This is a genomic window from Parabacteroides bouchesdurhonensis (assembly GCF_900186615.1).
Classification (GTDB): Bacteria; Bacteroidota; Bacteroidia; order Bacteroidales; family Tannerellaceae; genus Parabacteroides; species Parabacteroides bouchesdurhonensis.
The window spans coordinates 1,672,564-1,696,401 of the sequence record NZ_LT896588.1 but is presented as its reverse complement, the minus strand read 5'-3'; the positions used below and the strand labels follow the sequence as shown (position 1 = coordinate 1,696,401).

The following is a 23,838-nucleotide window of genomic DNA, read 5'->3' as shown; positions in this document are numbered from 1 at the left end:
TCTAGAATTTATAGGTATAAGAAACCGACGGCATGCAAAGAAAAAGGATTGTTTGCTGCAATGCAGCTTTTGGTTCGTTTCGTACTCCTTCTTTCCATACCGTTTTTACGGTAAACGGATTTGGTTGCAAATAAACATTATATACACTCAAATTCCAAATTCCTATCCTGCCATTCTTCATGTAACGATAAAAATTAGCTCCCAAATCAAGCCTGTGATAGGGGGATAACTGATAATTGTTCCAGGCACTGGCTCCCCGTCCGGGCACATGAGACAAGTCTCCGGGAATAAAACCATTTATTTTCTGCCCGCCCGCTCCTGAATACATATATTCGGGAATAGTTATATGATTGCCGGAAGCAAACATCCATGTACCCGTTAACTCCACTTTACGAGAAAGCCGACGGGAAAGTACAACGTTTACTTTATGGCGATTGTCATACCTATAAGGGTATCTTGCCCCATGATTGACCGAACCATCCGGATACCAACGGTCTGACCATGAGAGTGTATAACCTATCCACCCCGACGTTTTCCCCACTTTTTTTTGTACCATAAACTCCAATCCGTATGAACGCCCTTTGCCAATTCCAACGCGATCTTCCCACCCGTTAAAAGTATTTTCAGGCAAAGCATGATCCCGGTACTCTATCAAGTTATTCATACGTTTATAATATCCTTCCAGAATGAAATCATATTTCTTATTCAGATTATAACATAAACTGGTAGAGAATTGATGAGAACTCATAGGAGGAATACGGCGCGTTACCGGAACCCAAATGTCGGTAGGCTGACTAATATAAGTATCAGCCAGTAAATGAACATACTGATTCATCTTACTATATGAAAATTTAGCAGACCAGTTTTTACCTAACACATAACGGGCAGAAAAACGGGGTTGTAAAGAATGATATTTTTCTCCTTGTACTGTAAATAAGGTATAACGCAGTCCCACATTTACTCTTAAGCGCTCGGTCAAAAGCATTTCATCTTCGGCGTAAAAAGATAATTCATGTCCCGGCATTCGGGTTTTAATTGTCAATTGCGCAACCGGGCTCTGTACATTGTTGTCTTTCTCCCAATTTATTATACTTGCCGAATTATTTTCCGGATGAAAACTATGATATTGATAATCCGTACCTATACGGATACGATGGCTAACCACCGGACGATAATCGAACGAAGTCCGGAAACTTATATCTTCAATTTCCGAACGGTATTTGTTTTCTAAAAGAGATAAAAATTTTTGTCCCGGTTCGGTCGGGCTATCCGGAGCAGAGCCTTTATACACAGTAGTACTTACATTCTCACTCCATATATGGGAACGGAAACGGCTATAGCCTACCATCACGTTCGCAAAGAGTTTGTTGTTTATCACATAATTCCAACCTGCAGATCCAATCAAATTACCCCATCTCCAGTGGAAATCATTTTTATCTTCATCTTCTTTCGATTTTTCTCCATTTTTAAAAGCATCTTGCCCCATGTAAAAGCTCAGATAGAGCCGGCTTCGATCGGAAAAAGAATGATTTACTTTCGCGTTAATATCGAAAAAGTGAAAACCATACGATTCTTTCCGGTCATTATCATTATTTGTAAAAGCTATAATTGGCGTCGTGAGCAAGTCTATCCACGTACGGCGGAAAGAGACGTTAAAAGAAGTCCGGTCTTTCCAGATCGGACCTTCCAGATTCGCTCGTACGGAAAGCATACCAATAGAAAAATTACCATGATAATGCTGCCTGTCGCCATCATTTGTACGGACGTCTACAACAGACGAAAGCCTTCCGCCGTATTCTGCCGGAAAGCTTTCTTTATAAAAGACCGAATTCTTCACCGCATCCGGATTAAATGCAGAGAAGAATCCTAATAAGTGATTAATTTGGTAAACCGGATTTCCATCCAACAGGTACAAGTTTTGATCTGAGCCTCCTCCCCGGACAAACAGTCCGGTACTTGCTTCATCTCCAACCGCGACACCCGGCAGTTGCTGCAAGGTTTTTATTAAATCGTTTTCTCCCAGCAAGGCCGGCATGGATTTGACTCGCTGGGCCGGTACATCGAACACTCCACTCCGGCTATTAAGTACTTCCGATTGAGGATTCAATCCTCTGACGACGACCTCTTTTAACATTCCGATTGAAACAAGAGACAGGTCTATCAGCGTATCCTTCGTCAGGAAAAAACTTACCTCTTTCTGTTCGTATCCTACATAAGAGGTAAATAATGTAACCTTACCGGGTGGAAGTGTGATACTGTAAAAGCCATAGTTATTGGAAACGGAGCCTCTACCGGATATCTTTTCTATAATTGTTGCATTCAGAAGGCTTTCATAAGAAGCCGAGTCACGTACAAAACCGCTAATAGTAAACAGTTGAGGTTTTTTCTTTAAGATAATATACTGGCCGGTTATCCTATATATAATAGGTAATGAAGCAAACAACCGTCTTAGACAATAATTTAACGGTTCATCCCGCACAACCAGAGAAACGTTAGGTAATTTCTCTAATAAAGAGGATTCATAAGAGAAAAACATACCCGTTTGTTTTTCTATTTCAGTCAAAACTTCCGGCAAAGGAGCCCGTTTCATATTTACCGTAACCGTAGGAGTTGGTTCCGGTATTTGAGCTCTCACCTGTCTAGTTGTACAAGTAAATATCAGGAACCCAATCAGCCATATAAATAATTTGTATGACATAGGTTCTATATTTACTTTCTTGTCTCCTGAACCAAGTGGGTGTCTAATGTCTGATTTATCACCATCAGCACTTCATCCAATGGCATATCATTAAATGACGCCGTTAATTTTGCCTCCGGCTTCTTCACTCTGTTAGTGATTTTCACCTGATAATAGTCGTTCAAGTCTTCAATCACTTTATCCAACGGCGTATCTGAGAAACGCAATAATCCGGTTTTCCAAGATAGGTAGTTGGTATCTTCTTCCGTTAAAACTGTCATTTCTTTCTTCTCCACTGAATATTGTGCCGACATACCGGCTGTTAAGATTACTTGCTTATCTCCCTCATTAGCAGTGAAGCTCACTTTTCCGGTTTTCACATTCACTTCTACGAAATTACCCAGTGTCTCTACCTGAAAGCTTGTACCCAGAACTTTCACTTCCGCCAAATTAGTTTCTACAGAGAAAGGACGCGCTTCATTCCTCTCCACCTGAAAAAATGCTTTTCCTTTCATCTCCACAACGCGTCTTTCTTTCCCGTAGCTTCTTACATCATAACGAATCCATGAATCTCCTGCCAATGATATTAATGTACTATCCGGCAGATAAATATCTTTTGTCTGTCCTGACATGGTTGAAACAGCCACCCAATCAGGGAGGTTCTGTTCCCATAAATAGAATGTACCGAGCCCAACGAGTAGAAGAAGAACAGCCGCAGCCCGCAAGATATAGCGCACAAAAGGTACTCTACGGGATATATGACGTTTTGAAGCAAACTTCACCCACGCCTTTTCCGCATCCATACATCCTTCTTTATAGTGTTTTGCTACAAAGCGAATAGACTGTTCCAATTTATCATCGTACTCGTTATTCATCGTATTTATTTTCCTAGCTTAAATTTATAACCAACAGATAAACTTAATGTATGATATTTCAAATCTATTTGATCGCCATCAAACTCTTTTCCAAGAGAAGCGTCATAACCAAAATTCATCACCCACTGCTTGGCTTCTATTCCTGCTTGAAGAGAAAATCCCCAGTCAAAAGCATTATAACCATCAGCATTCACTTCATTTCCACCGCTTCCCCAAGAGCCATAACCACCTTCGCCATAACTTTTATATCCTGTATAATATGCAGACATTCTATCAGACAAAGAAACTGCGATATATGGTCCTGCAGCCAAGTGCAACCGAACATCATCCGACAACCGGAACGAAAAGTCTGCCAATACCGGCAATTGCAAAAAATGTCGTTTTATCTTCAAGCTTAGCACTTCTGCATCAGGCTCATTCGGGTCTCCTACTGTCGGAGTGTTAAAAAAGTCTTCACTATACCCGCGTTGTGTATAATATAATCCGGATTTTAACGCAAACCATCCGGGTTTAAACGCATATTCTACACCAACTCCTCCTTTAAATCTGGGACTCCATCCATAATCTCCTCCAAAATCAACAAAAGAATTACCTCCCCGTTTAATAGCAGTCATTCCAACTTCAGGCGTTAACGACCATTGTTGTGCGCTTACTGAAACCGCACACATCATCAACATCACAAACAATACCACTCTTTTCATACACTCTTACTCTTTAATGATTGAATCTTTTAATTACTTTTCATCATTAAGACAAGAAAAAAGAAAAAACCCCTATTATGTAAATCCAAAAATAAAGCAATAGATACGTACAACCGTCTCCCGCAAAGCTTTAAGTGCCTTACTCATTTGATTTTCCACCGTCTTTATCGACAGGTTTAGCTCTTCGGCAATTTCTTGATACTTCAATCCGTCCCGTTTAGAGAGTAAGAATATCTTTTTTCGTTCGGGAGGAAGTTTGTCGATTGCTTGCCAAAGGCGGGCATCCCTTTCCGCACATCGGATTTGTTCTTCTTCGGAAGCATCTTCCATGTCCGGTAACTGATCCGTCGTTTGTGCTTGCGGTATTTGGGATACAAATGAAAGGGAACGATTACGAACCGCTTGATATAAATAGGCTTTAAGGTTACCAATCAAAGCTCCTGCACTATTTTTATCCCAGACATCAGCAAAAGCTTGCTGAACAATATCTTCGGCATCATCTATCCGTTCTGTATAATGAAGCGCATACAAACACAAGGGTTTATATAAACTCTTGAAACCTTGTTCAAATTCTTCTGTAGTAAACGATGCCATCTCAATTATCCTGCGCGGAAGCCTATAATCTCACGGACTTCACGTAAAGTTTTTGCCGCACTTTCATGTGCTTTCTCCGCACCCATAAGTGCTACCTTTGTCATATATTCGTCATTCTGAGCAATGTCCAGAATACGTTCACGGATAGGTGCACAAAATTTATTGATATCCTCAGCCAATTGTTTCTTCATATCACCATAACGTATCTCGCAATTGTTATACTTCTCATTAAAATAGTTATAGGTATCTTTTGTAGATACAATATCCATCATAGTGAAAAGATTGGCAATAGGTTCGGGCTTTATACTATTCGGCTCGGTTGGACCGGCATCAGTAACAGCCTTCATTACTTTTTTCTTGATAGTCTTCTCATCATCTATTAAATAAATAGCGTTACCTTCACTTTTCCCCATTTTTCCAGAGCCATCTAAGCCGGGAACTTTTACTGCTTTTTCTGTCATGTAGAAAGAGGCTGGTTCCGGAAAGAATTCAACGCCATAAGTAGCATTAAAACGACGGGCAAAGCGACGGGCCATTTCCATATTCTGCTCCTGGTCTTTACCAACCGGAACTTTCAATGCTTTATGTATAATAATGTCTGCCGCCATAAGAGTAGGATATGTCAATAAACCGGCACTCACACTATGCTTATTACTCTCATTAAAGATTTCTTTCTCTACATCGCCATCATCCTTACTATCTCTGTTTATATGAAGTTGCTGACGCGCTTTATCTTTAAAAGACGCTGTACGCATCAACTCGCCTATGCCGGCATTCATATTCAGGTATAAATATAATTCAGCCACTTCCCGAACATCACTTTGTATATAAATAGTTGCTTTCTCGGGATCGATACCGCAAGCCAGATACTCTGCCAATATTGTTTTCGCACTTTTACGGATATTATCAGGGTGAGGATGTGTGGTCAACGAGTGCCAGTCTGCAATAAAAAAATAACAATTATATTCATTCTGCATTTGTAGAAAACTTTTTACTGCTCCGAAGTAATTACCTAAATGTAGGTTACCCGTTGGGCGGATACCACTTACTACTGTTTCCATTTCTCGTTCTATTTTTAATTCAATGAGGGCAAAGATAATAAATATAATGGATTCGAGAGAAATTAAAGTTTCTCTCGAATGAAATTGGAATTTCTCTCGGAAGAAACCGTTTTTACCTTCGTATATAACTATGAAAAAAACGATACGTTTAAGTTATAAATTCCCTTCATCTATTTCCAGATAACTATCGTTTTTTATAATTAGCTGATAGCCTCTGTTACGAACATTTTTTATGGTTAACACAGGAATAGGTGCCAATAATTTTCGAAGTCGTTTAATAGCCTGCGTAAGTCGGCTTGACGAATCAGCAAGTTTTCCCCATCTAGCTGCCACTATTTCTTCATAACTCATATAGTATTCCGGGCTTTCCAAAAACAGTTTAAAGAGTTGAGCAGATTGTTCCTGTAATTTCACCTCTATAATATCATATATTATAACTGAGCGTTTACTATCAAAATACAAATTAGGAGCAATACGTATTTCATCGTTAGAGACTTGCATTACAAGTCTGTCATCAAGAAGATTTTCCAAGTCGTATTCATCAGGCAAAGAAAAAGATTTTGATAGATCCTTCCATATATAACGTATTATTATAAATAATACTAATAATGTAATAAACCAAACTAGACTTAAAATGCAAAAATGACCTTTCAATTTATGAAATATGCATAATGGAGACACTTTCACGAAGGCTTGTAGAGTTATTTCCTTTTGTATACCTAAAGTTATAAGTTTTGTAGCGAACGTATAATTAATTAAGATAGTATCATTGTCATTTCTATATATTCTATTATTAATCTTGTCAGTATACTGAATCAATGTTTTGGAAATAATATGCTCCTTTTTTAATTCTTGCTGAAATAAACTATCTAAAACTCGAACATCAATAGGATTCTTTCTTAAAAGAATTGAATGCAACACATTATTTTGTTTATTTTCTATTGATATTGATTTAAGTGAATCTGTATTATTAATACAGGTAATTTTATCTTCTTGCTCAATCTTTAAATATTCTGTTTCACTATTAGGCTGATATGTATATGAATAAAAAAGATTTGCTTCTTTTATTCTTTTATCTCTATCTAAAGAAATTGTTTTAATAAAAATAGGATCTATTTCCTTTTGTAAAATATCATTCGTTTTTTGATAAAGGATATAAATCTCATATCCCCAAATTATATTTACAAAAAGAATAAGAAAAATAATCAGTGAGATCTTTTTGAGTAATCCTAAATTCATATTTCTTTATATCATTTTTCACACAAAAGTATAAATAGTTCCGCTCCATGCAAATAACTACTTAAAAACCATCGTTTCTTTAAATGTCAGTAAAATGTAATTATTTTTTTACACTAAATTCAGATTAATCACCTTTATTTTGAACAAAATTATATTATTATGAAAGTCATTAAAATTTTATTTGGTATTCTATTCTTTATTTCTATTTATTTTTATGCTCAACAAAAAAATAAAGCATTAAATGAAATTACATTTTCCAATGTAGAAGCATTAGCTGGAGGGGAAGGTGGTTCTGGCACACATTGCGTTGGTTCAGGCAATGTGGAATGTATGGGATATAATGTTGAATATAAAATCACGGGATATAGTCTTGATTACGAAGAATGAAACATTTCCTATATATATTATTAATTGTATGCGGACTTGTTTCTTGCAACAAGAATAAATTAACTAATCCACGTTATACGGGTTTTCCGGTTGAAGAGGCATTAAAAGCACAGGTTATTTCTTTAGATACTGTCTTATTCCGTTACCCTTATCGGGTAATGGTTAAAGATAGTATTGCAATAGTAATGGATTTGCATAATGCCGATCATTTTTACCATGCTTTCACTTATCCTAAGTGGGAACATATTACCTCTTTTGGAAAAAGAGGTGAAGCTCCGGAAGAAATGTTATCCGGAGAAACATTCCATTTCTATTCCTTAGACTCCATTTGGGCATTAGATGCCAATAAAATGGAAATTACGCGCTGGAGTATTTCTCCGGCACACAAATCTGCGGAACGGGTAGAAACCATAAAGCTAGACAAAGCCCTAGTGCGTACCTTGGATTTTTCCCCGATGGATTCATGCTTTTTGGTACCTGACTATCTAGGTAAATATAGATATGACGTTGTTTCAAAAGAAGGGAAATTAATAAAATCAGAAGGCTTTATTCCTACTGAAAACAACTATGAAGATATATCTTTACCTGCTCTTGCTCAAGCATGGCGTACTTTTATTGATTATAATCCTCAAAATGGAGTACTAGCAATGGTGACCCAATTAGGTGAAGTATTAGAAATATATAATTTAAAAGATGGAACTCATTCTGTTTTCTACGGTCCACAAGGAGAACCTGTATTCCGTATAATAGAAGGAGATTGTATTCCAACAGGAATTATGGGATTCAGTAATGTAAAAGTTACAGACAAATACATTTATACAGTATTCCATAACCGTTCATTTAAAGACATAGGTGCCGCATACAAAAGAGGAGAAAAACCGGAAAGCGGAGGCCGTTTTATTTATGTATTTAATTTAAAAGGAGAACCAGTAAAAAAATACATCTTAGATCATGCCATTCAATGCATTGACGTAAACGAACAAACAGGAACAATTATCGCGACAGATGTAAATCACGATGAACCGATTATTGAGTTTAGAATATGAAACAACTAAAAAATATAACTCCTTATATTTTCTTGTTTCTTTCAATTCTTGGATTATTTGCATGTGATGGAAACAAAAAAGAGAAAATTACTCATTTGGTAAAAAAATGGCAGGGAAAAGAAATCGTTTTCCCTGCCTCACCAACTTTTACAAAATTGCTTGCAGACACGGTAGATTTTAAAATACCCGATACTCCTTATAAAATATTAATCTATGTTGATTCCATCGGATGTACCAGTTGTAAGCTTCAATTAGATAAATGGAAAAAACTTATTGCTTATACAGACTCTCTAACAGACAAACAACTTCCTTATATTTTCTTTTTTCATCCAAAAAGTGAAAAAGAACTACGCTATTTGTTCAGAAGAGATAAATTTGATTATCCGGTTTGTATAGATCGAAATGACGAACTAAACAAACTGAATCATTTTCCATCCAACATGAGCTTTCAGACCTTTTTACTGGATAAAAACAACAAAGTGACAGTAATTGGGAATCCAATTCATAACCTGGCAGTTAAAGAATTATATATTAAACAAATAACAGGAAATCCTCTACTTTACGATAAATACAAAAAAACAACCGCAGAATTAAATACGACAGAAATAAACTTAGGTTCTTTCAAACTCGCAGAAACCAGAAAAGCATCTTTCATCCTTAAAAATACAGGAAATTATCCGCTTGTAATAATAGATGCCAGTACAACTTGTGGTTGTGCCACAGTATCATTTGACAAACATCCGGCTAAAAAAGATGAAACACTTCAGGTAGATATAGATATGACGCCAAAGGAAGTTGGACATTTTAACGAAACAATTACTATTAAATGTAATACTGAACATCTTATAAAATTAAGAATTACAGGTCAAGCACTACAATAATAGTATTGTTTATAAATTATTCTGATATTTGTCTAAAATACAACTAAACTAGCTGCCATTAAGAACGGTATATAAAGGGAAATAGGGCTATAATAATGAAGATAATAAAAGGGCACATCAAAAAATTAGCTACCTACATCATCAATATCCTTTGGATAGGATGTATTATACTGGTACTTTTGCTTACTATGCAAATCTTTGTATTTAGCTCATTTAAAATACCAAGTGATTCAATGAGCCCTGAACTCATTATGGGAGACAATGTATTAGTAAATAAACTATCAATCGGCCCACGTTTATTTAACATATTTGCAACTTTGCGAAATGAAAAAACCACCATATATCGCCTACCTGGATTAAAAAAAATACAGAGGAATGATGTTTTAGTATTTAACTTTCCACACCCTAATACTTGGGAGAAAATAGAGATGCACATGATGAAATATTACATCAAGCGCTGCATTGGTTTGCCAGGTGATACCTTGCAGATACAAAACGGATTGTACCGGATAAATGGGGTAAATGAATCTTTGGGTAATTCGGCAGCCCAACATCGAATAGCCAAACGAGACAAAAGTACTTTTGAAGAAAGTGTATATATTACTTTCCCTTACGATTCTATCATCCAATGGAATATAAAGAACTTTGGTCCTTTGTACATACCCAAAGCTAATGACGAAATAATAATGGATCGTACAAATTATTGCTTTTACCGTAAATTAATAGAATGGGAGCAGCAAGGTAAACTGGAATACAAAGACTCACTTGTATATCTCAACAAGCAACCAATATCAAGCTATCATTTCCAGAAAAACTACTATTTCATGGGAGGAGATAAGGCTGAAGATTCACAAGATTCCAGATATTGGGGATTATTACCTGAAGAATACATTGTTGGTAAAGCCTGGTTAATATGGAAATCATCTGACCTTTATACTGGTCAATATCATTGGGAACGTTTTTTCAGAACTATCCATTAATCAACAATTCAAACTCTAAATCAACATCTATTATGGCAACCTTCCTATCATATCTTCGTTTGCTTTTTCTTTCTATAAGCGGAATGCTCATATTATGCATTGTATTTGCCGCTAATACAAGTTTCGTTAACGGAATGGTAATGGGAAAAATATTTTGGTTTCATAATATGGTATTGCTTTTTGCAGGAAGCACCTTATTCATGGAAATTACCACCATGCGAACGAAGAATTTCAGGTTTATCTTATCCGACATTTTAATTCTTCTATTTGCAGCCATATCGTTAGCAACTTATAACTGGAAACTAAATCCTGAACCGGAAAAACTTTTATTCGGAGGGCAGTTAATTATGCTTTGGTTTATGCTGAGGCTTGCCATTAAGAATTACCAATCCTTATTAATGTTTTACTTATCCATTATTATATGTACAGGTATTTTTGAAGCTATTTGGGGAATGACACAATTATATGGTTTCAGCCCGTCAAATCATTCGTTATTCAAACTTACAGGTACATTTTTTAATCCAGGACCATTCAGTGGATATTTGGCCATCGTTCTTCCTGTCAGTTTCGGTATTATGTTAAGATTCAGAAACTGTAAAAAAGCGCAATTCTGGAATCCAAGAACTACACTTTACTATCTGTCATGGCTCGCCATCATCATTATAATAATTATACTTCCTGCAGGAATGAGCCGTTCGGCATGGATAGCTGCTGCTATCTCATGTATTTGGGTATATGTCACTTATCGAATCGGATGGAAAAACATCCACATATACTGGAAAGAACATCGAAAACTGTTCATTAGCTTCCTTTTTATAGGCATCGCTGTGATTTCGATAGGTATTTTTGCCATATATTCAATCAAAAAAGATTCTGCAAACGGTCGCTTACTCATGTGGCATATTACGGCCAAAGCTATAGAACAACAACCATTAAAAGGCGTAGGCATTGGTGGATTTCCGGAAACTTATGCCCAAACCCAAGCAGAATATTTCGCCTCGGGTAAAGCAAGCGAAATAGAAATGTACGTAGCAGGCAGCCCTGAATACGCATTCAATGAATTCCTGCAAATAGGTTTAGAACAAGGAATACCGGGGCTTATCGTATTTCTGGCATGGGTTGGTTGTTCTTTATATTATGGAATAAGAAGCAAACGGTACGGAACAACAGGAGGAATTATAGCGTTAATGATATTTGCCTTTTCTTCATATCCGTTCCAACTACCCTCTTTTTGGGTATTACTCATCTTTTTATCCGTCATCTGTGTATCAACCAATAAGGTCAAAGAATCACATTCTATAAGAAACAAATGCAAACTGCCTTGTATTGGCCTTATTACTACATTAGGTTGTGGTTTGTTATTTTTAGCGGAAAGGCATATGCCCGAAACTTATAATCAGTGGACAATTGCTAAAGCGTTATACAACAACAAGGGATATGAGGCGGCTATCGACAGTTATGTTATGTTATATCCTCAGCTAAAACACAAACATGATTATTTATTCGAATACGCTCAATGTCTGAGTAAAACAGGGCAATATGCAAAAGCCAACCTCTTATTGCAGCGGGCCACACATCTCAGCTCCGATCCCATGCTTTACTACATGATGGCTAAGAACGAACAATCTCTCGGACAATACGATGAGGCTGAAAAACATTTGCTCTACGCTATCAATATTTTACCGGAGCGTATTTACCCATACTACCTGCTTACCAAGTTATACGCGGATCCGAATTACAAGAATCCGGAGAAAATGAAAGTCGCTGCCAATATCGTATTAAACAAGAAACCGAAAGTAGAAAATACAGCCATTAAAGAAATGAGAGCCGAAATCAAGAAGCTTCTGGAAGAGCAATAAGGAGTTCCTTTTATTTTCAAAGCATCCACTTAAATAACAGATTTACAATCAATAATTATCTATGAGCTCATAAAATCTTTCGATTGGGAATTTTGCAACACTGAGGATTTTTGCTATATTTTTGTGACGTCAAACAAAAGTAAATAATAATTTAAATAGAGTAAGAATCATGGAGACAATTATTAATTCACAAGTTCCCGAATTCAGTGTTCAAGCGTTTCACAATGGTAGTTTCAAAACTGTAACTAACGAAGATATAAAAGGTAAATGGGCTATTTTCTTTTTCTATCCGGCAGACTTCACATTTGTATGCCCTACAGAATTAGTAGATATGGCAGAAAAGTATGACCAGTTCCAAGCTATGGGAGTAGAAATTTATTCCGTAAGTACAGACTCGCATTTCGTACACAAAGCGTGGCACGATGCTTCCGAATCTATTCGTAAAATCAAGTACCCGATGTTGGCTGATCCAACAGGCTCACTTAGCCGTGCATTTGGTGTAATGATTGAAGAAGAAGGAATGGCTTATCGCGGAACTTTCCTGGTAAATCCGGAAGGTAAAATCAAAGTTGCTGAAATTCACGATAACGGTATCGGCCGTGATGCCTCCGAACTGATGAGAAAGGTAGAAGCCGCTCAATTTGTAGCTTCCCATCCAAACGAGGTTTGTCCGGCTAAATGGAAGAAAGGCGAAGCAACCCTGAAACCTAGTATTGACCTGGTCGGTAAGATCTAAACAAAACCAGATGAAGGCCGGCAACGCACATTGCCGGCCTTTTTTATCCACTTCATTAAACTCAGCATATGTTAGAATCAGCATTAAAAGATCAACTAAAAGGTATCTTTGCTAATCTGAATGCAAATTATACCTTCGATATACACGTCTCTCCTGAGCACGAAAGTCGTCAGGAATTAATAGACTTATTAAATGATGTAGCAGACAGTTCCGAAAAACTGAATATCCAGATAACAGACAGTAAAGGCCTAAGTTTTTCCCTGTTAAAGAATGGGCAGAAAACAGGTATCAGTTTTCGTGGCGTACCAAACGGACATGAATTTACATCTTTACTATTAGCTCTGCTAAATGCAGATGGCAAAGGCAAGAATTTCCCTGACGAAGCTGTATGCAACCGAGTAAAAGCCTTAAATGGTCCGATCAACATTACAACTTATGTATCATTAACTTGCACCAATTGTCCGGATGTTGTACAAGCATTAAATGCCATGGCAACATTAAACAATAAAATTAACCATACAATGGTTGACGGTGCAATTAACCAAGAAGAAGTAGAAGCTTTAAAAATCCAGGCTGTTCCCTCAGTATATGCCGATGATAAGTTAATTCATGTAGGGCGCGGTAACTTTGGTGAATTACTAAACAAGCTGGAAGAACAATATGGCATCCATGAAAATACGATACAAAAAACAGTAAAAGAATACGATATAATTGTATTAGGTGGTGGTCCTGCCGGTTCGTCCGCAGCTATTTATTCCGCACGCAAAGGCTTAAAGGTAGCAGTTGTTGCCGAACGAATCGGCGGGCAGGTAAAAGAAACGGTCGGCATAGAAAACCTAATTTCAGTACCGGAAACAACAGGAAGTGAACTGGCGGATAATTTGAGAACGCACATGAGCCGTTATCCAATTGACCTGCTGGAACATCGAAAGATAGAAAGAGTGGAGACAGAGGGCAAGAATAAAGTAATATCAACCGCGAGTGGAGAAAGCTTCGTTGCTCCGGCATTAATCATTGCAACCGGCGCAAGTTGGAGGAAACTTAATGTACCGGGCGAAACCGAGTATATCGGGCGAGGTGTTGCATTCTGCCCACATTGCGACGGACCGTTCTATAAAGGAAAACATGTCGCTGTAGTAGGCGGAGGAAATTCAGGTATTGAAGCAGCTATAGACTTAGCCGGAATTTGTTCCAAAGTAACTGTATTGGAGTTTATGGATGGCCTGAAAGCTGATCAAGTATTACAAGAGAAAGCTAAAAGTCTGCCCAATATAGAAATTTTCACCAGCTCCCAAACTACGGAAGTCATAGGCAATGGCGATAAAGTAACCGGTATCCGTATAAAAGACCGGGTGACAGAAAAAGAGCACATTATTGAATTAGACGGAATTTTCGTGCAAATAGGTCTCGCCGCCAATAGCAGTATATTCCGCGAATTGATAGAGACCAATCGTCAGGGAGAGATCATTATAGATACGCATTGCCGTACAAACATTCCGGGCATCTATGCTGCCGGCGATGTATCTACCGTACCATTCAAGCAAATCATAATCTCCATGGGAGAAGGAGCAAAAGCAGCTCTTTCTGCATTTGAGGATCGTTTGCATGGAATTCTTGATACCCATAAATAGGTAATTTCATAATAAAGCATTCATTTCTCCGGTTATATTTATATATTTGTACCGGAGAGATGGATAAATATAGAAAATACCTAAAAGTCTTACTTCCCTCTTTATTTATTGCTTATTTGGGATGTTTGATTGCGTTTACCCACGTTCATATAGTCAATGGGGTTACGATAGTCCACTCACATCCATATCAAAAAACAGGCGATGGTCGTCCCGACCATGAACACAACTATGCAGAGTTTCAACTACTTCATCAGTTATCTACTTTACAGATAGCAGGAATAGCTTTTATCGCCATTTTGTTGGCGGCACTCTTTGCGTATGTGCATATCCTGTCATTTGCTCCGGTATACCTGGATTATATCATTCCTTTCCGAGGAAAAATAGCTCTCCGAGCCCCACCTCAATCTTGATTTATACATAACTATTGTTTTCTATTTTATGCCTGTCCAAAGGAGACTCCATTGGATACAAATGCCATTTTATAACCGATATAATGATATAATTATGTATTGATAATTACCTGCATATAAATTCATCGGTAATAAATGGATTCTCAACAGACATATAAATCACAGTTGTATCACTATTTTTTCAAAATTAATTGACATGAATAAGATTATAACACTTATATTATGCCTATGTTGTGCCTTATCGGCTGCACAGGCAACGGGCGAAGAACGCCTAAACGAATCGGATGCGAACATATTCGGGCACGTATTGGACAAAAGAAACGGCGAACACCTTCCCTTTATTAGTGTCATACTAAAAGGAACTACTATCGGAACCACTACAGATAACTCAGGGCATTACTTCCTGAAGAATTTACCGGAAGGAAAATTTACTCTGGAATATAAATCCCTCGGATATAAAACCGTAACAAAAGAAGTAACTCTAAAGAATGGAAAAACTTTGGAAATAAACATTGAGATGGAAGAAGACCAGATAGCATTAGATGGTGTTGTTGTTTCCGCGAACCGAAGTGAAACGACACGACGCCTCTCCCCCTCTTTAGTCAATGTATTGGATGCAAAAATTTTCAAAGCAACCAATGCAGTTAATCTCTCTCAAGGGCTGAACTTTCAACCGGGCGTACGTGTGGAAACGAATTGCCAGAACTGTGGATTCCAGCAAGTGCGAATTAATGGCTTAGACGGGCCATATACACAAATATTAATAGATTCACGTCCTATATTCAGTGCTCTTTCCGGCGTTTACGGACTAGAACAAATTCCTGCAAATATGATTGAACGAGTAGAAGTAATGCGTGGAGGCGGATCTGCATTATTCGGTTCTTCAGCTATTGCCGGAACTATCAATATTATCACCAAGGAGCCATTACGAAATTCCGGAGAACTAGGACATACATTTACATCTATCGGAGGTAGTTCCTCTTTTGATAATAACACAACAATGAATGCCTCTTTGGTAACGGAAAACGGAAAGGCAGGAATGTATATTTTTGGCCAGAACCGGTATCGAGCCGGATTCGACTATGATGGAGACGGTTTTACAGAACTGCCTAAATTAAAAAACCAAACCGTAGGCTTCCGTTCGTATATCAAAACAAGCACTTACAGCAAGTTAACTTTTGAATATCACCACATGAACGAATACCGTCGTGGAGGAAACAACTTAGATATTCCTCCTCATGAAGCCGACATTGCCGAACAATTGGAACATTCTATTGATGGAGGCGGTCTGAAATTCGATCTTTTTTCCAAAGACTATAAGCAAAAACTAAGTATTTTCACTTCGGCACAGAATACCAGCCGTGACAGTTATTATGGAACAAACAAAGATCCGAATGCCTACGGAAAAACGACAGATCTCACTTGGATGGCCGGAGCACAATATAACTATAGCTTCGACAAGTTATTGTTTATGCCATCCGAATTAACTGCCGGATTAGAATACAATTTCGACCATTTAAAAGATAAAATGTTAGGATACAACCGTTACACAAACCAGCATGTATACATAGAAAGCGCATTCCTGCAAAATGAATGGAAAAATAAAATGTGGAGTTTCCTAATTGGTGCCCGTTTGGATAAGCATAATATGATAGATAATCTTGTATTTAGTCCGCGTGCTAATCTACGCTTCAATCCCACAGAAGATATAAATATTCGCCTCAGTTATTCAAGCGGATTCCGTGCCCCGCAAGCATTTGATGAAGATATGCATATTTCTGCAGTTGGCGGTGAAGTCGCAATGATACAACGAGCAAAAGACTTAACAGAAGAAAAGTCACAAAGCCTTAGCACATCAGTAGATTTCTACCATCGCTTTAGAAATGGGATACAGGTAAATTTTCTTGTTGAAGGATTTTTCACCAATTTAAGTGATGTATTCGTATTAGAAGATATTGGTAGAGACGAACAAGGCAATCTGATAAAAGAACGTCGCAATGGCTCAGGAGCCAAAGTAATGGGGCTTACTCTGGAAGGAAAAGCCGTATTAACATCGTGGCTGTCAGTTCAGGCTGGGGCTACTTTACAACGCAGCCGTTATAAAGAGTCAGAAAAATGGAGCAGTGATGAAAACGTTCCAGCAGAAAAAAAAATGTTCCGTACGCCAAACACGTACGGTTATTTCACATCAACAGTAACCCCATTCAAACAATTCACGGTAGCATTATCTGGAACTTACACAGGAAGTATGCTAGTACAACATTTAGCAGGATATATTCCATTAGATAAAACGATAGAAACTCCCGACTTTTTTGACATGAATGTAAAGTTAGCCTACGAATTCCCCATCTACAAAGAAATGAGATTGGAATTTAATACAGGTATACAGAATCTTTTTAATGCATATCAATCAGATTTCGATCAAGGAAAAGACAGGGATTCGGCATATATATATGGTCCGGCTAGCCCGCGTAGTTATTTTGCTGGGGCAAAGATCAGTTTTTGATCTTTGCCTCACAGCAAGTCAATTGCAAGGTTGTGTATCTGAAATTTAAATGAAATATATTTTGTAAAAAAACACCTGCAATATATCCTTTTTCCTTACTTTTGCCACCGAATTGGTTTCGTATTACCCATTCGAGGATACGGATTAAAAGGGAATCGGGTGTAAATCCCGGACAGTCCCGCTGCTGTGAAACTCCGTTTCAACATCTCTAAACTACTTTTGCCACTGGCTTGTTATAAAACAGCCGGGAAGGCTTCGAGATGGGAGTAAGTCAGAAGACCTGCCATTCATTAAAGACTGTTTTTGCTCGCGGGATTAGAGAAACAGTACGAAAAGATTATTGATTTCTTAAAGTTAGTAATTCATGGAGAAAATATGTCCACGATGTGGAGCATCCTTTATTTGTCAACCCGAGAATATAACCGGCTGTCAATGTGTAACAGTGAAGCTTAACAGTATCCAGCGTGAATACGTAAAAAAACATTACTTTCCTAATTGTTTGTGTAAATCCTGTCTGGAAGAAATTAAACGTGATTCCAGTATCTCTAAACAAACTTCCTGATATTAAGGTCTTCTTATTTTTACACCGGAATTAACTAGAAAAAGATGGAAAACGGAAATTTAACAGATCAGGAGGTACTGTTATTACGACGTAAATTAGACCTTCTCCTTCGTACAGGAAAACTACTCATGGAAAGTGCTGCAGATACGAATCGTATTGAGCGTAATATGAAAAGAGTAGCTGCGTTCATGGGTATTCCTGAAGAAAAATTACATATCGATATCAGATGGACAATGATGATGGTAAATGTGAGTGATGAAAGACATTCATTCTCTAAATTCCAGAAATGCGAGAAACATACTATAAATATGACGACTCTCTCGCAAATAAGCAAACTATCATGGCATGCCATTGAACAAGATTATTCATTAGACAGATATGAAGAAGAACTGGAAAAAATATCTCATCAATCACGAAATTATACGCCATATATAGTAGCACTCGGCGCAGGGTTTGCCTGTGGAGGCTTCTGTAAATTGTTCGGATGTGACTGGATCGCTTTTTTATTCGCCTCAATTTGTGCATTCATTGGGTTCAGAGTACGTGCCCGTTGCATCGAATCCGGAATTAATGTATATATGAGCATCGCCGTTGCAGCATTTGTATCAACCTGTCTGGCTTATGCCTCTTCTTACTCTGGATTATCCAATACACCTTATCATCCATTGCTCGCTTGTGCTTTATTTATCGTGCCCGGTGTGCCATTGATTAATTTCGTGGATGACATGATAGACAACCATTTGCTAGTCGGTATTACTCGCGCGGCAAACACGGTTATGATTGTAGGGGCAATGACTTTCGGTATAACATTCGCCTTACGTTTATTAGTAATGAATGATGTTGCTATCGATCATAAATTTAGTGAGCTAAGTATGGTTCCTCACGATCCATATTATATATATGCTATTGCCGCAGCTATAGCCGCGGTAGGTTTCTCTATGATATTCAATATCCAACGTCGTTTGTTATGGGTCGTTGCTATTGGAGGTGTTATTGCTGTATGCACACGCAATTTTGTAAATTTTGAATTAGGATACGGCCCTGTTATCGGTTCGTTTATGGGAAGTTTCGTAGTCAGTCTTCTTGCGGTAAAGGCAGTACACTGGTTTCACGTACCTAACCACGTATTAAGTATTCCCTCTGTGATTCCAATGATTCCGGGAGTACTGATGTATCGTTCAATACTCGCTTTTATTAATCTGCACGGAGTAATCGGAGAAGTTACAAATGCCTTTTCCAACGGTATCAATTCCGCATTGATTATTCTTTGCATTTCACTGGGCGTAGCCGTTCCAAATATTTTTGCCCGTCGTTACATAGCTAAAGACCGCCATCGGCATCTCCAGGAGGAACTCGAGAAACGCCGGATACGCGGTAAATTTATTGAATGGTAATTATAGATAAGGATTATAGTTCAAACAAACCACCTTTTCCTCCCGGAGGGAAGCCTTTACGTCAATCAGGCGCTGATTGCTACTGCCACGAAACAAAAGGCTTTCGTCTCGAAGAGATTGTTGGAACTTCCCATCCACCAGCACATCTATATATTTAAGAAGTTGTGCCTGTTTCGGATTATTCAGAATATTTTCAAACTTATATCCCGTATAGCACCAGATATTTTTCCGGCTCTTTTCTTTAATTGCGCGAGCCAATTCGGTAAAACCTTCCGGCTGAAACATCGGATCGCCACCACTAAAAGTGACATTGGCGAAATCATCCGCCAAAACTTTCTCTAAAATCTCACCTGTCGACACAGGTTTTCCTTTATTAATATCCCATGACTCCGGATTGTGGCAACCCGGACATTGATTCGGACAACCGGCCGCATAGATAGCGGTCCGGAAACCCGGACCGTCTACTGTTGTATCTTCTATAATATCTATAATAGATAGCATTTCCCTTTAATTATGAATCACGCGATCATTCAATTCTGCCAATTTAGCACTATTCCAGCGATCTGTTGTACCAACCAAATAACCGGTAATACGTTGAAGTTTATCTAAGTGCTTACTGCCACACTTCGGGCAAACCTCCAAATTCGTTTCCGCATTTTCATATCCGCAATCCAAACAACGGTTACGATTATGGTTAACTGAACCATATCCTATATTATAATGATCCATCATATCTACAACCTGCATAATAACTTCCGGATTATGTGTAGCATCTCCATCCATTTCCACATAAAATATATGTCCGCCACGAGTCAAGTCGTGATAAGGAGCTTCTATCTCTGCTTTATGGCGAGCGCTACATTTATAATATACAGGAATATGATTGGAATTTGTATAATAATCGCGGTCTGTAATGCCGGGTAATATCCCAAATTTCTTTCTATCCCGACGGGTAAATCTTCCGGATAATCCTTCAGCCGGAGTTGCCAATACACTATAATTATGTTGATATTGTTCCGAAAATTGATTTACACGATCACGCATATAAGTAACAATTCTCAAACCTAATTCTTGGGAATCTTTATCTTCCCCATGATGCTTACCGGTAAGAGCAACCAGACATTCGGCCAAACCGATAAATCCGATACCTAAAGTCCCCTGATTAATTACAGAAGCAATCGTATCGTTTGGTTTAAGTTTTTCACTGCCTAGCCAAAGAGACGACATCAACAAAGGAAATTGTTTCGCATAAGCTGTTTTCTGAAATTCCATACGTTCATGTAACTGGCTTGCAGTTATATCTAACAGACGATCGAATTTGGCAAAGAACCGGGCAATACGCTCTTCCTTATTTGCAATATTCATACATTCAATCGCCAGACGGACAATATTAATAGTAGAGAACGATATATTACCACGCCCTATAGATGTTTTTGGGCCAAAACGATTTTCAAAAACACGCGTACGACATCCCATCGTTGCTACCTCATGTACATAACGTTGCGGGTCATCGGCTTTCCATTCTTCACTTTGATTAAATGTCGCGTCCAGATTCAAGAAGTTCGGGAAGAAACGGCGTGCAGTTACTTTACATGCCAACTGGTATAAATCATAATTACGATCTTCCGGCAAATAACTCACACCACGCTTCTTTTTCCATATCTGAATAGGGAAAATAGCAGTTTCTCCATTTCCAACTCCCCGATAAGTACTTTTCAAGATTTCCCGAATAATACAACGTCCTTCAGCCGAAGTATCCGTACCATAATTAATAGAACTGAAAACGACTTGATTTCCACCCCTTGAATGGATTGTGTTCATATTATGAATAAAAGCCTCCATCGACTGGTGTACCCGGCTAACTGTTTTATTAATAGCATGCTGCACGATACGATCATCCCCTTTCAGTCCATCCAGTGAGCGATTAATATAATCATCCAGTTCTTTTTGATACAAATGGGAATATTCTTCACCATTCAATTCCTCTAAATTTTTTATTTCTTCTATAAAACTGTTACGCACATAAGGAGCCAGATAAAAGTCGAACGCAGGAATAGCTTGCCCTCCATGCATTTCATTCTGTGCTGTTTCCAAAGAAATGCAACCTAAAATACTTGCAGTTTCAATCCGTTTGGCCGGACGGGATTCGCCATGGCCTGCAGAAAAACCATATTTCAAGATACGATCCAACGGATGTTGCACGCAAGTTAAACTCTTTGTAGGATAATAATCTTTATCATGAATATGAAGATAATTATTGGCAACTGCATCTTTTACATCTTCACTCAGCAAATAGTCGTCAACAAAAGGTTTAGTAGTTTCACTGGAAAACTTCATCATCATACCGGCAGGAGTGTCGGCATTCATATTCGCATTCTCACGGGTAATATCATTCGATTTAATATTAATTATTTCCAGAAACATATCTCTGGTTTTCGCCTTTCGAGCGATACTCCGTTGATTACGGTAAGCGATATACCTCTGAGCCACATCTTTGCGGCTACTGTTCATCAATTCCAATTCCACAGCATCCTGTATAGCTTCTACCGTCATTTGAGAATCCCCTTTGAAAGAGATATGATCGGTAATCTGGCGAATTAACTGCATATCCTCACCTATTTCGGTATGCAACATTGCCTTTCGTATCGCTGTAGTAATTTTCTCCTCGTTGAAACCAACGATACGTCCATCTCTTTTGACTACTGTCTGAATCATGGTATATGATTTATCTGATTATTATCTATTCACCAACAAAGGTAAGTACATATACATTACGTTCTTCATTTTGGAAAACTTTTCACGAATTAAATTATGTTAATCAGCTATTAAATAGCAAATTGAAAAATATTTTAAAAAACTTAACAACGAAGTAATATAGAAAAGTTTCCAAAAACAGAAAACATAAAGGCCAATACAAAGTCCTTCTTATATTACAAACATACTACCGGATTGGTTTCATATTACCCATCCTGGAATACAAACCAAAGGGATCTTATCTAAAGAAGATTATTCCGCATTCCTAAATAAAAATATCACAAACGATTTTATATGCTTTTTTATTCCTTCCGAATGAAATTGGAATTTCTTTCGAGAGAAATTAAATTTTCTTCCGAAAGGAATAAAAATGGAGTAAAATAAGTTCAGGATGATTTTTCCAAATCATCGAGGCGATTTTCGCAAATCATCGGGATGATTCCGTTTTTTCATATAATCAACAATTTTGCGGTTTATGACTAAATTGTTTACATTTGCGAACCTATAAAAAATAGAAAAAAGACATGGGAATTTTTAAATCACTATTTTCTTCCTCAAAAGAAGAAAATCCGGAAGAAGAAAAAGCGAAAACCGATCAAAAGAATTTCGATATATTAAAGTACGACGGTATACGCGCCCAGAAAATGGGCAGATTGGCGTATGCCATCAAATGTTTCACGAAAGCGCTAAATATACAAGAAGATTTCGAGACGATGACCTATCTGGCCAATGCTTACATTGTAGCTAATGAACAAGAGAATGCGTTACATATACTTGACCGCATGGTAGAAATAGAACCGGATCATGTCAACACGTTGCTTACCCGCGTTCACGTTCTTTTCTTCTTGGATAAAGATGCCGAAGTAATAGAGGTCTGCCAACACATTATTGAATTAGACCCGGAAAACCATTTACCCTATTATTTAATGTCTAAGGCTAAAAAAGCAACCGGCGATTTATTAGGGGGCATTGCCGATTTAACAAAGACAATCACTATAAAAGAAGATTTTTCGGAAGCCTATTTATTACGGGCGGAAATCCTTATATCTATGAAACAGGCAAAAGAAGCTTTACCGGATGTAGAAAAAGTGATAGAACTTGTTCCGGAAGAAGAAACAGCTTTTTTGTTAAAAGGAAAAATCCACGAAGCACTTGGAGACATGGATGATGCCACCGCAAACTACCAACACGTATTAGATTTAAACCCATTCAACGAAGATGCCGCACTTTTGGCCGGAAAGCTTTTAATAACACAAGAAAAACTAGACGAGGCAATCACTTTTTTTGACGAAGCCATCGATACAAACCCGTCATTCGCCAAAGCATACGCGGAGCGCGGACGTGCCAAAAATCTGAAAGGCGACAAAGACGGAGCTTTTGAAGACCTGAAAAAATCCATCGAATTGAATCCCGAAGGAGAAGAAGCACAGAAAATGAACGGACAACACACGAACTTTGAGAACAAATCATATATGCCATTTTAAATATAATTATTTTCTTAAAAGTTCTTTATTATTTTATCTTTGTGATTGATCTATAATTTTA

General features: G+C 37.8%; 20 protein-coding genes and 1 riboswitch. Of the genes, 12 read left to right on the top strand and 8 right to left on the bottom strand.

The genetic code is table 11. The annotated features are described in order from the left end of the window. Window position 1: 1 nt before the first annotated feature. The 6 genes from C1721_RS07250 to C1721_RS07225 form a co-directional block, all read right to left on the bottom strand. Window positions 2-2,698, bottom strand: a complete 2,697-nt coding sequence (locus C1721_RS07250; protein ID WP_102407767.1) for a TonB-dependent receptor — start codon at window positions 2,696-2,698, stop codon at window positions 2-4. 11 nt (window positions 2,699-2,709) lie between these two features. Next, a complete protein-coding gene (locus tag C1721_RS07245) occupies window positions 2,710-3,552 on the bottom strand; it encodes a FecR family protein (protein WP_102407766.1) in 843 nt (280 codons plus the stop codon). 5 nt (window positions 3,553-3,557) lie between these two features. Beyond that, entirely contained in the window at window positions 3,558-4,253 is a 696-nt protein-coding gene (locus tag C1721_RS07240; RefSeq protein WP_102407765.1) for a porin family protein, read from the bottom strand. Between the two features lie 75 nt (window positions 4,254-4,328). Continuing rightward, a complete protein-coding gene (locus C1721_RS07235) occupies window positions 4,329-4,847 on the bottom strand; it encodes an RNA polymerase sigma-70 factor (RefSeq protein ID WP_102407764.1) in 519 nt (172 codons plus the stop codon). 5 nt (window positions 4,848-4,852) lie between these two features. Further along, a complete protein-coding gene (gene trpS, locus C1721_RS07230) occupies window positions 4,853-5,908 on the bottom strand; it encodes a tryptophan--tRNA ligase (protein ID WP_102407763.1) in 1,056 nt (351 codons plus the stop codon). Window positions 5,909-6,061: 153 nt separating this feature from the next. After that, entirely contained in the window at window positions 6,062-7,147 is a 1,086-nt protein-coding gene (locus C1721_RS07225; protein ID WP_102407762.1) for a winged helix-turn-helix domain-containing protein, read from the bottom strand. 159 nt (window positions 7,148-7,306) lie between these two features. On the opposite strand from C1721_RS07225, the gene C1721_RS07220 reads away from it, so the two are divergent. The 11 genes from C1721_RS07220 (at window position 7,307) to C1721_RS07170 (ending at window position 19,539) form a co-directional block, all read left to right on the top strand. Next, entirely contained in the window at window positions 7,307-7,534 is a 228-nt protein-coding gene (locus C1721_RS07220) for an NVEALA domain-containing protein (RefSeq protein WP_102407761.1), read from the top strand. Then, window positions 7,531-8,580: a BF3164 family lipoprotein gene (locus C1721_RS07215; protein ID WP_102407760.1), complete on the top strand. Its 1,050-nt coding sequence runs from the start codon at window positions 7,531-7,533 to the stop codon at window positions 8,578-8,580. Before C1721_RS07220 ends, C1721_RS07215 begins: the two co-directional genes overlap by 4 nt. Next, the gene (locus C1721_RS07210; protein ID WP_102407759.1) at window positions 8,577-9,461 is read left to right on the top strand and encodes a DUF1573 domain-containing protein; all 885 of its coding nucleotides are present in this window, start codon (window positions 8,577-8,579) and stop codon (window positions 9,459-9,461) included. Before C1721_RS07215 ends, C1721_RS07210 begins: the two co-directional genes overlap by 4 nt. Window positions 9,462-9,556: 95 nt before the next feature. Then, a complete protein-coding gene (lepB, locus tag C1721_RS07205) occupies window positions 9,557-10,441 on the top strand; it encodes a signal peptidase I (RefSeq protein WP_102407758.1) in 885 nt (294 codons plus the stop codon). 32 nt (window positions 10,442-10,473) lie between these two features. Continuing rightward, window positions 10,474-12,300: an O-antigen ligase family protein gene (locus tag C1721_RS07200; protein ID WP_234347385.1), complete on the top strand. Its 1,827-nt coding sequence runs from the start codon at window positions 10,474-10,476 to the stop codon at window positions 12,298-12,300. A 169-nt stretch (window positions 12,301-12,469) separates the two neighbouring features. Then, a complete protein-coding gene (ahpC, locus tag C1721_RS07195; RefSeq protein ID WP_102407757.1) occupies window positions 12,470-13,036 on the top strand; it encodes an alkyl hydroperoxide reductase subunit C in 567 nt (188 codons plus the stop codon). Between the two features lie 68 nt (window positions 13,037-13,104). Further along, window positions 13,105-14,667, top strand: coding sequence for an alkyl hydroperoxide reductase subunit F (ahpF, locus tag C1721_RS07190; RefSeq protein ID WP_102407756.1), 1,563 nt, complete (start codon window positions 13,105-13,107; stop codon window positions 14,665-14,667). 59 nt (window positions 14,668-14,726) lie between these two features. After that, window positions 14,727-15,077, top strand: a complete 351-nt coding sequence (locus tag C1721_RS07185; protein ID WP_102407755.1) for a hypothetical protein — start codon at window positions 14,727-14,729, stop codon at window positions 15,075-15,077. Between the two features lie 196 nt (window positions 15,078-15,273). After that, window positions 15,274-17,583, top strand: a complete 2,310-nt coding sequence (locus C1721_RS07180; RefSeq protein ID WP_102407754.1) for a TonB-dependent receptor — start codon at window positions 15,274-15,276, stop codon at window positions 17,581-17,583. A 95-nt stretch (window positions 17,584-17,678) separates the two neighbouring features. Further along, a riboswitch (cobalamin riboswitch) is annotated at window positions 17,679-17,885 on the top strand. 62 nt (window positions 17,886-17,947) lie between these two features. Next, window positions 17,948-18,145, top strand: a complete 198-nt coding sequence (locus C1721_RS07175) for a cysteine-rich CWC family protein (protein WP_102407753.1) — start codon at window positions 17,948-17,950, stop codon at window positions 18,143-18,145. A 44-nt stretch (window positions 18,146-18,189) separates the two neighbouring features. Next, window positions 18,190-19,539 carry a threonine/serine exporter family protein gene (locus tag C1721_RS07170; RefSeq protein WP_102407752.1) on the top strand — a complete coding sequence of 450 codons (1,350 nt, stop codon included), beginning with the start codon at window positions 18,190-18,192 and terminating at the stop codon, window positions 19,537-19,539. On the opposite strand, the gene nrdG is transcribed toward C1721_RS07170, so the two are convergent. Next, entirely contained in the window at window positions 19,540-20,040 is a 501-nt protein-coding gene (gene nrdG, locus C1721_RS07165) for an anaerobic ribonucleoside-triphosphate reductase activating protein (RefSeq protein ID WP_102407751.1), read from the bottom strand. A 6-nt stretch (window positions 20,041-20,046) separates the two neighbouring features. Beyond that, window positions 20,047-22,254, bottom strand: coding sequence for an anaerobic ribonucleoside triphosphate reductase (locus tag C1721_RS07160; protein WP_102407750.1), 2,208 nt, complete (start codon window positions 22,252-22,254; stop codon window positions 20,047-20,049). Window positions 22,255-22,817: 563 nt separating this feature from the next. Here C1721_RS07160 and C1721_RS07155 point away from each other — a divergent pair. Then, complete coding sequence (locus C1721_RS07155; RefSeq protein WP_102407749.1) at window positions 22,818-23,777, top strand: tetratricopeptide repeat protein; 960 nt, start codon at window positions 22,818-22,820, stop codon at window positions 23,775-23,777. The last annotated feature ends 61 nt before the right edge of the window (window positions 23,778-23,838 follow it).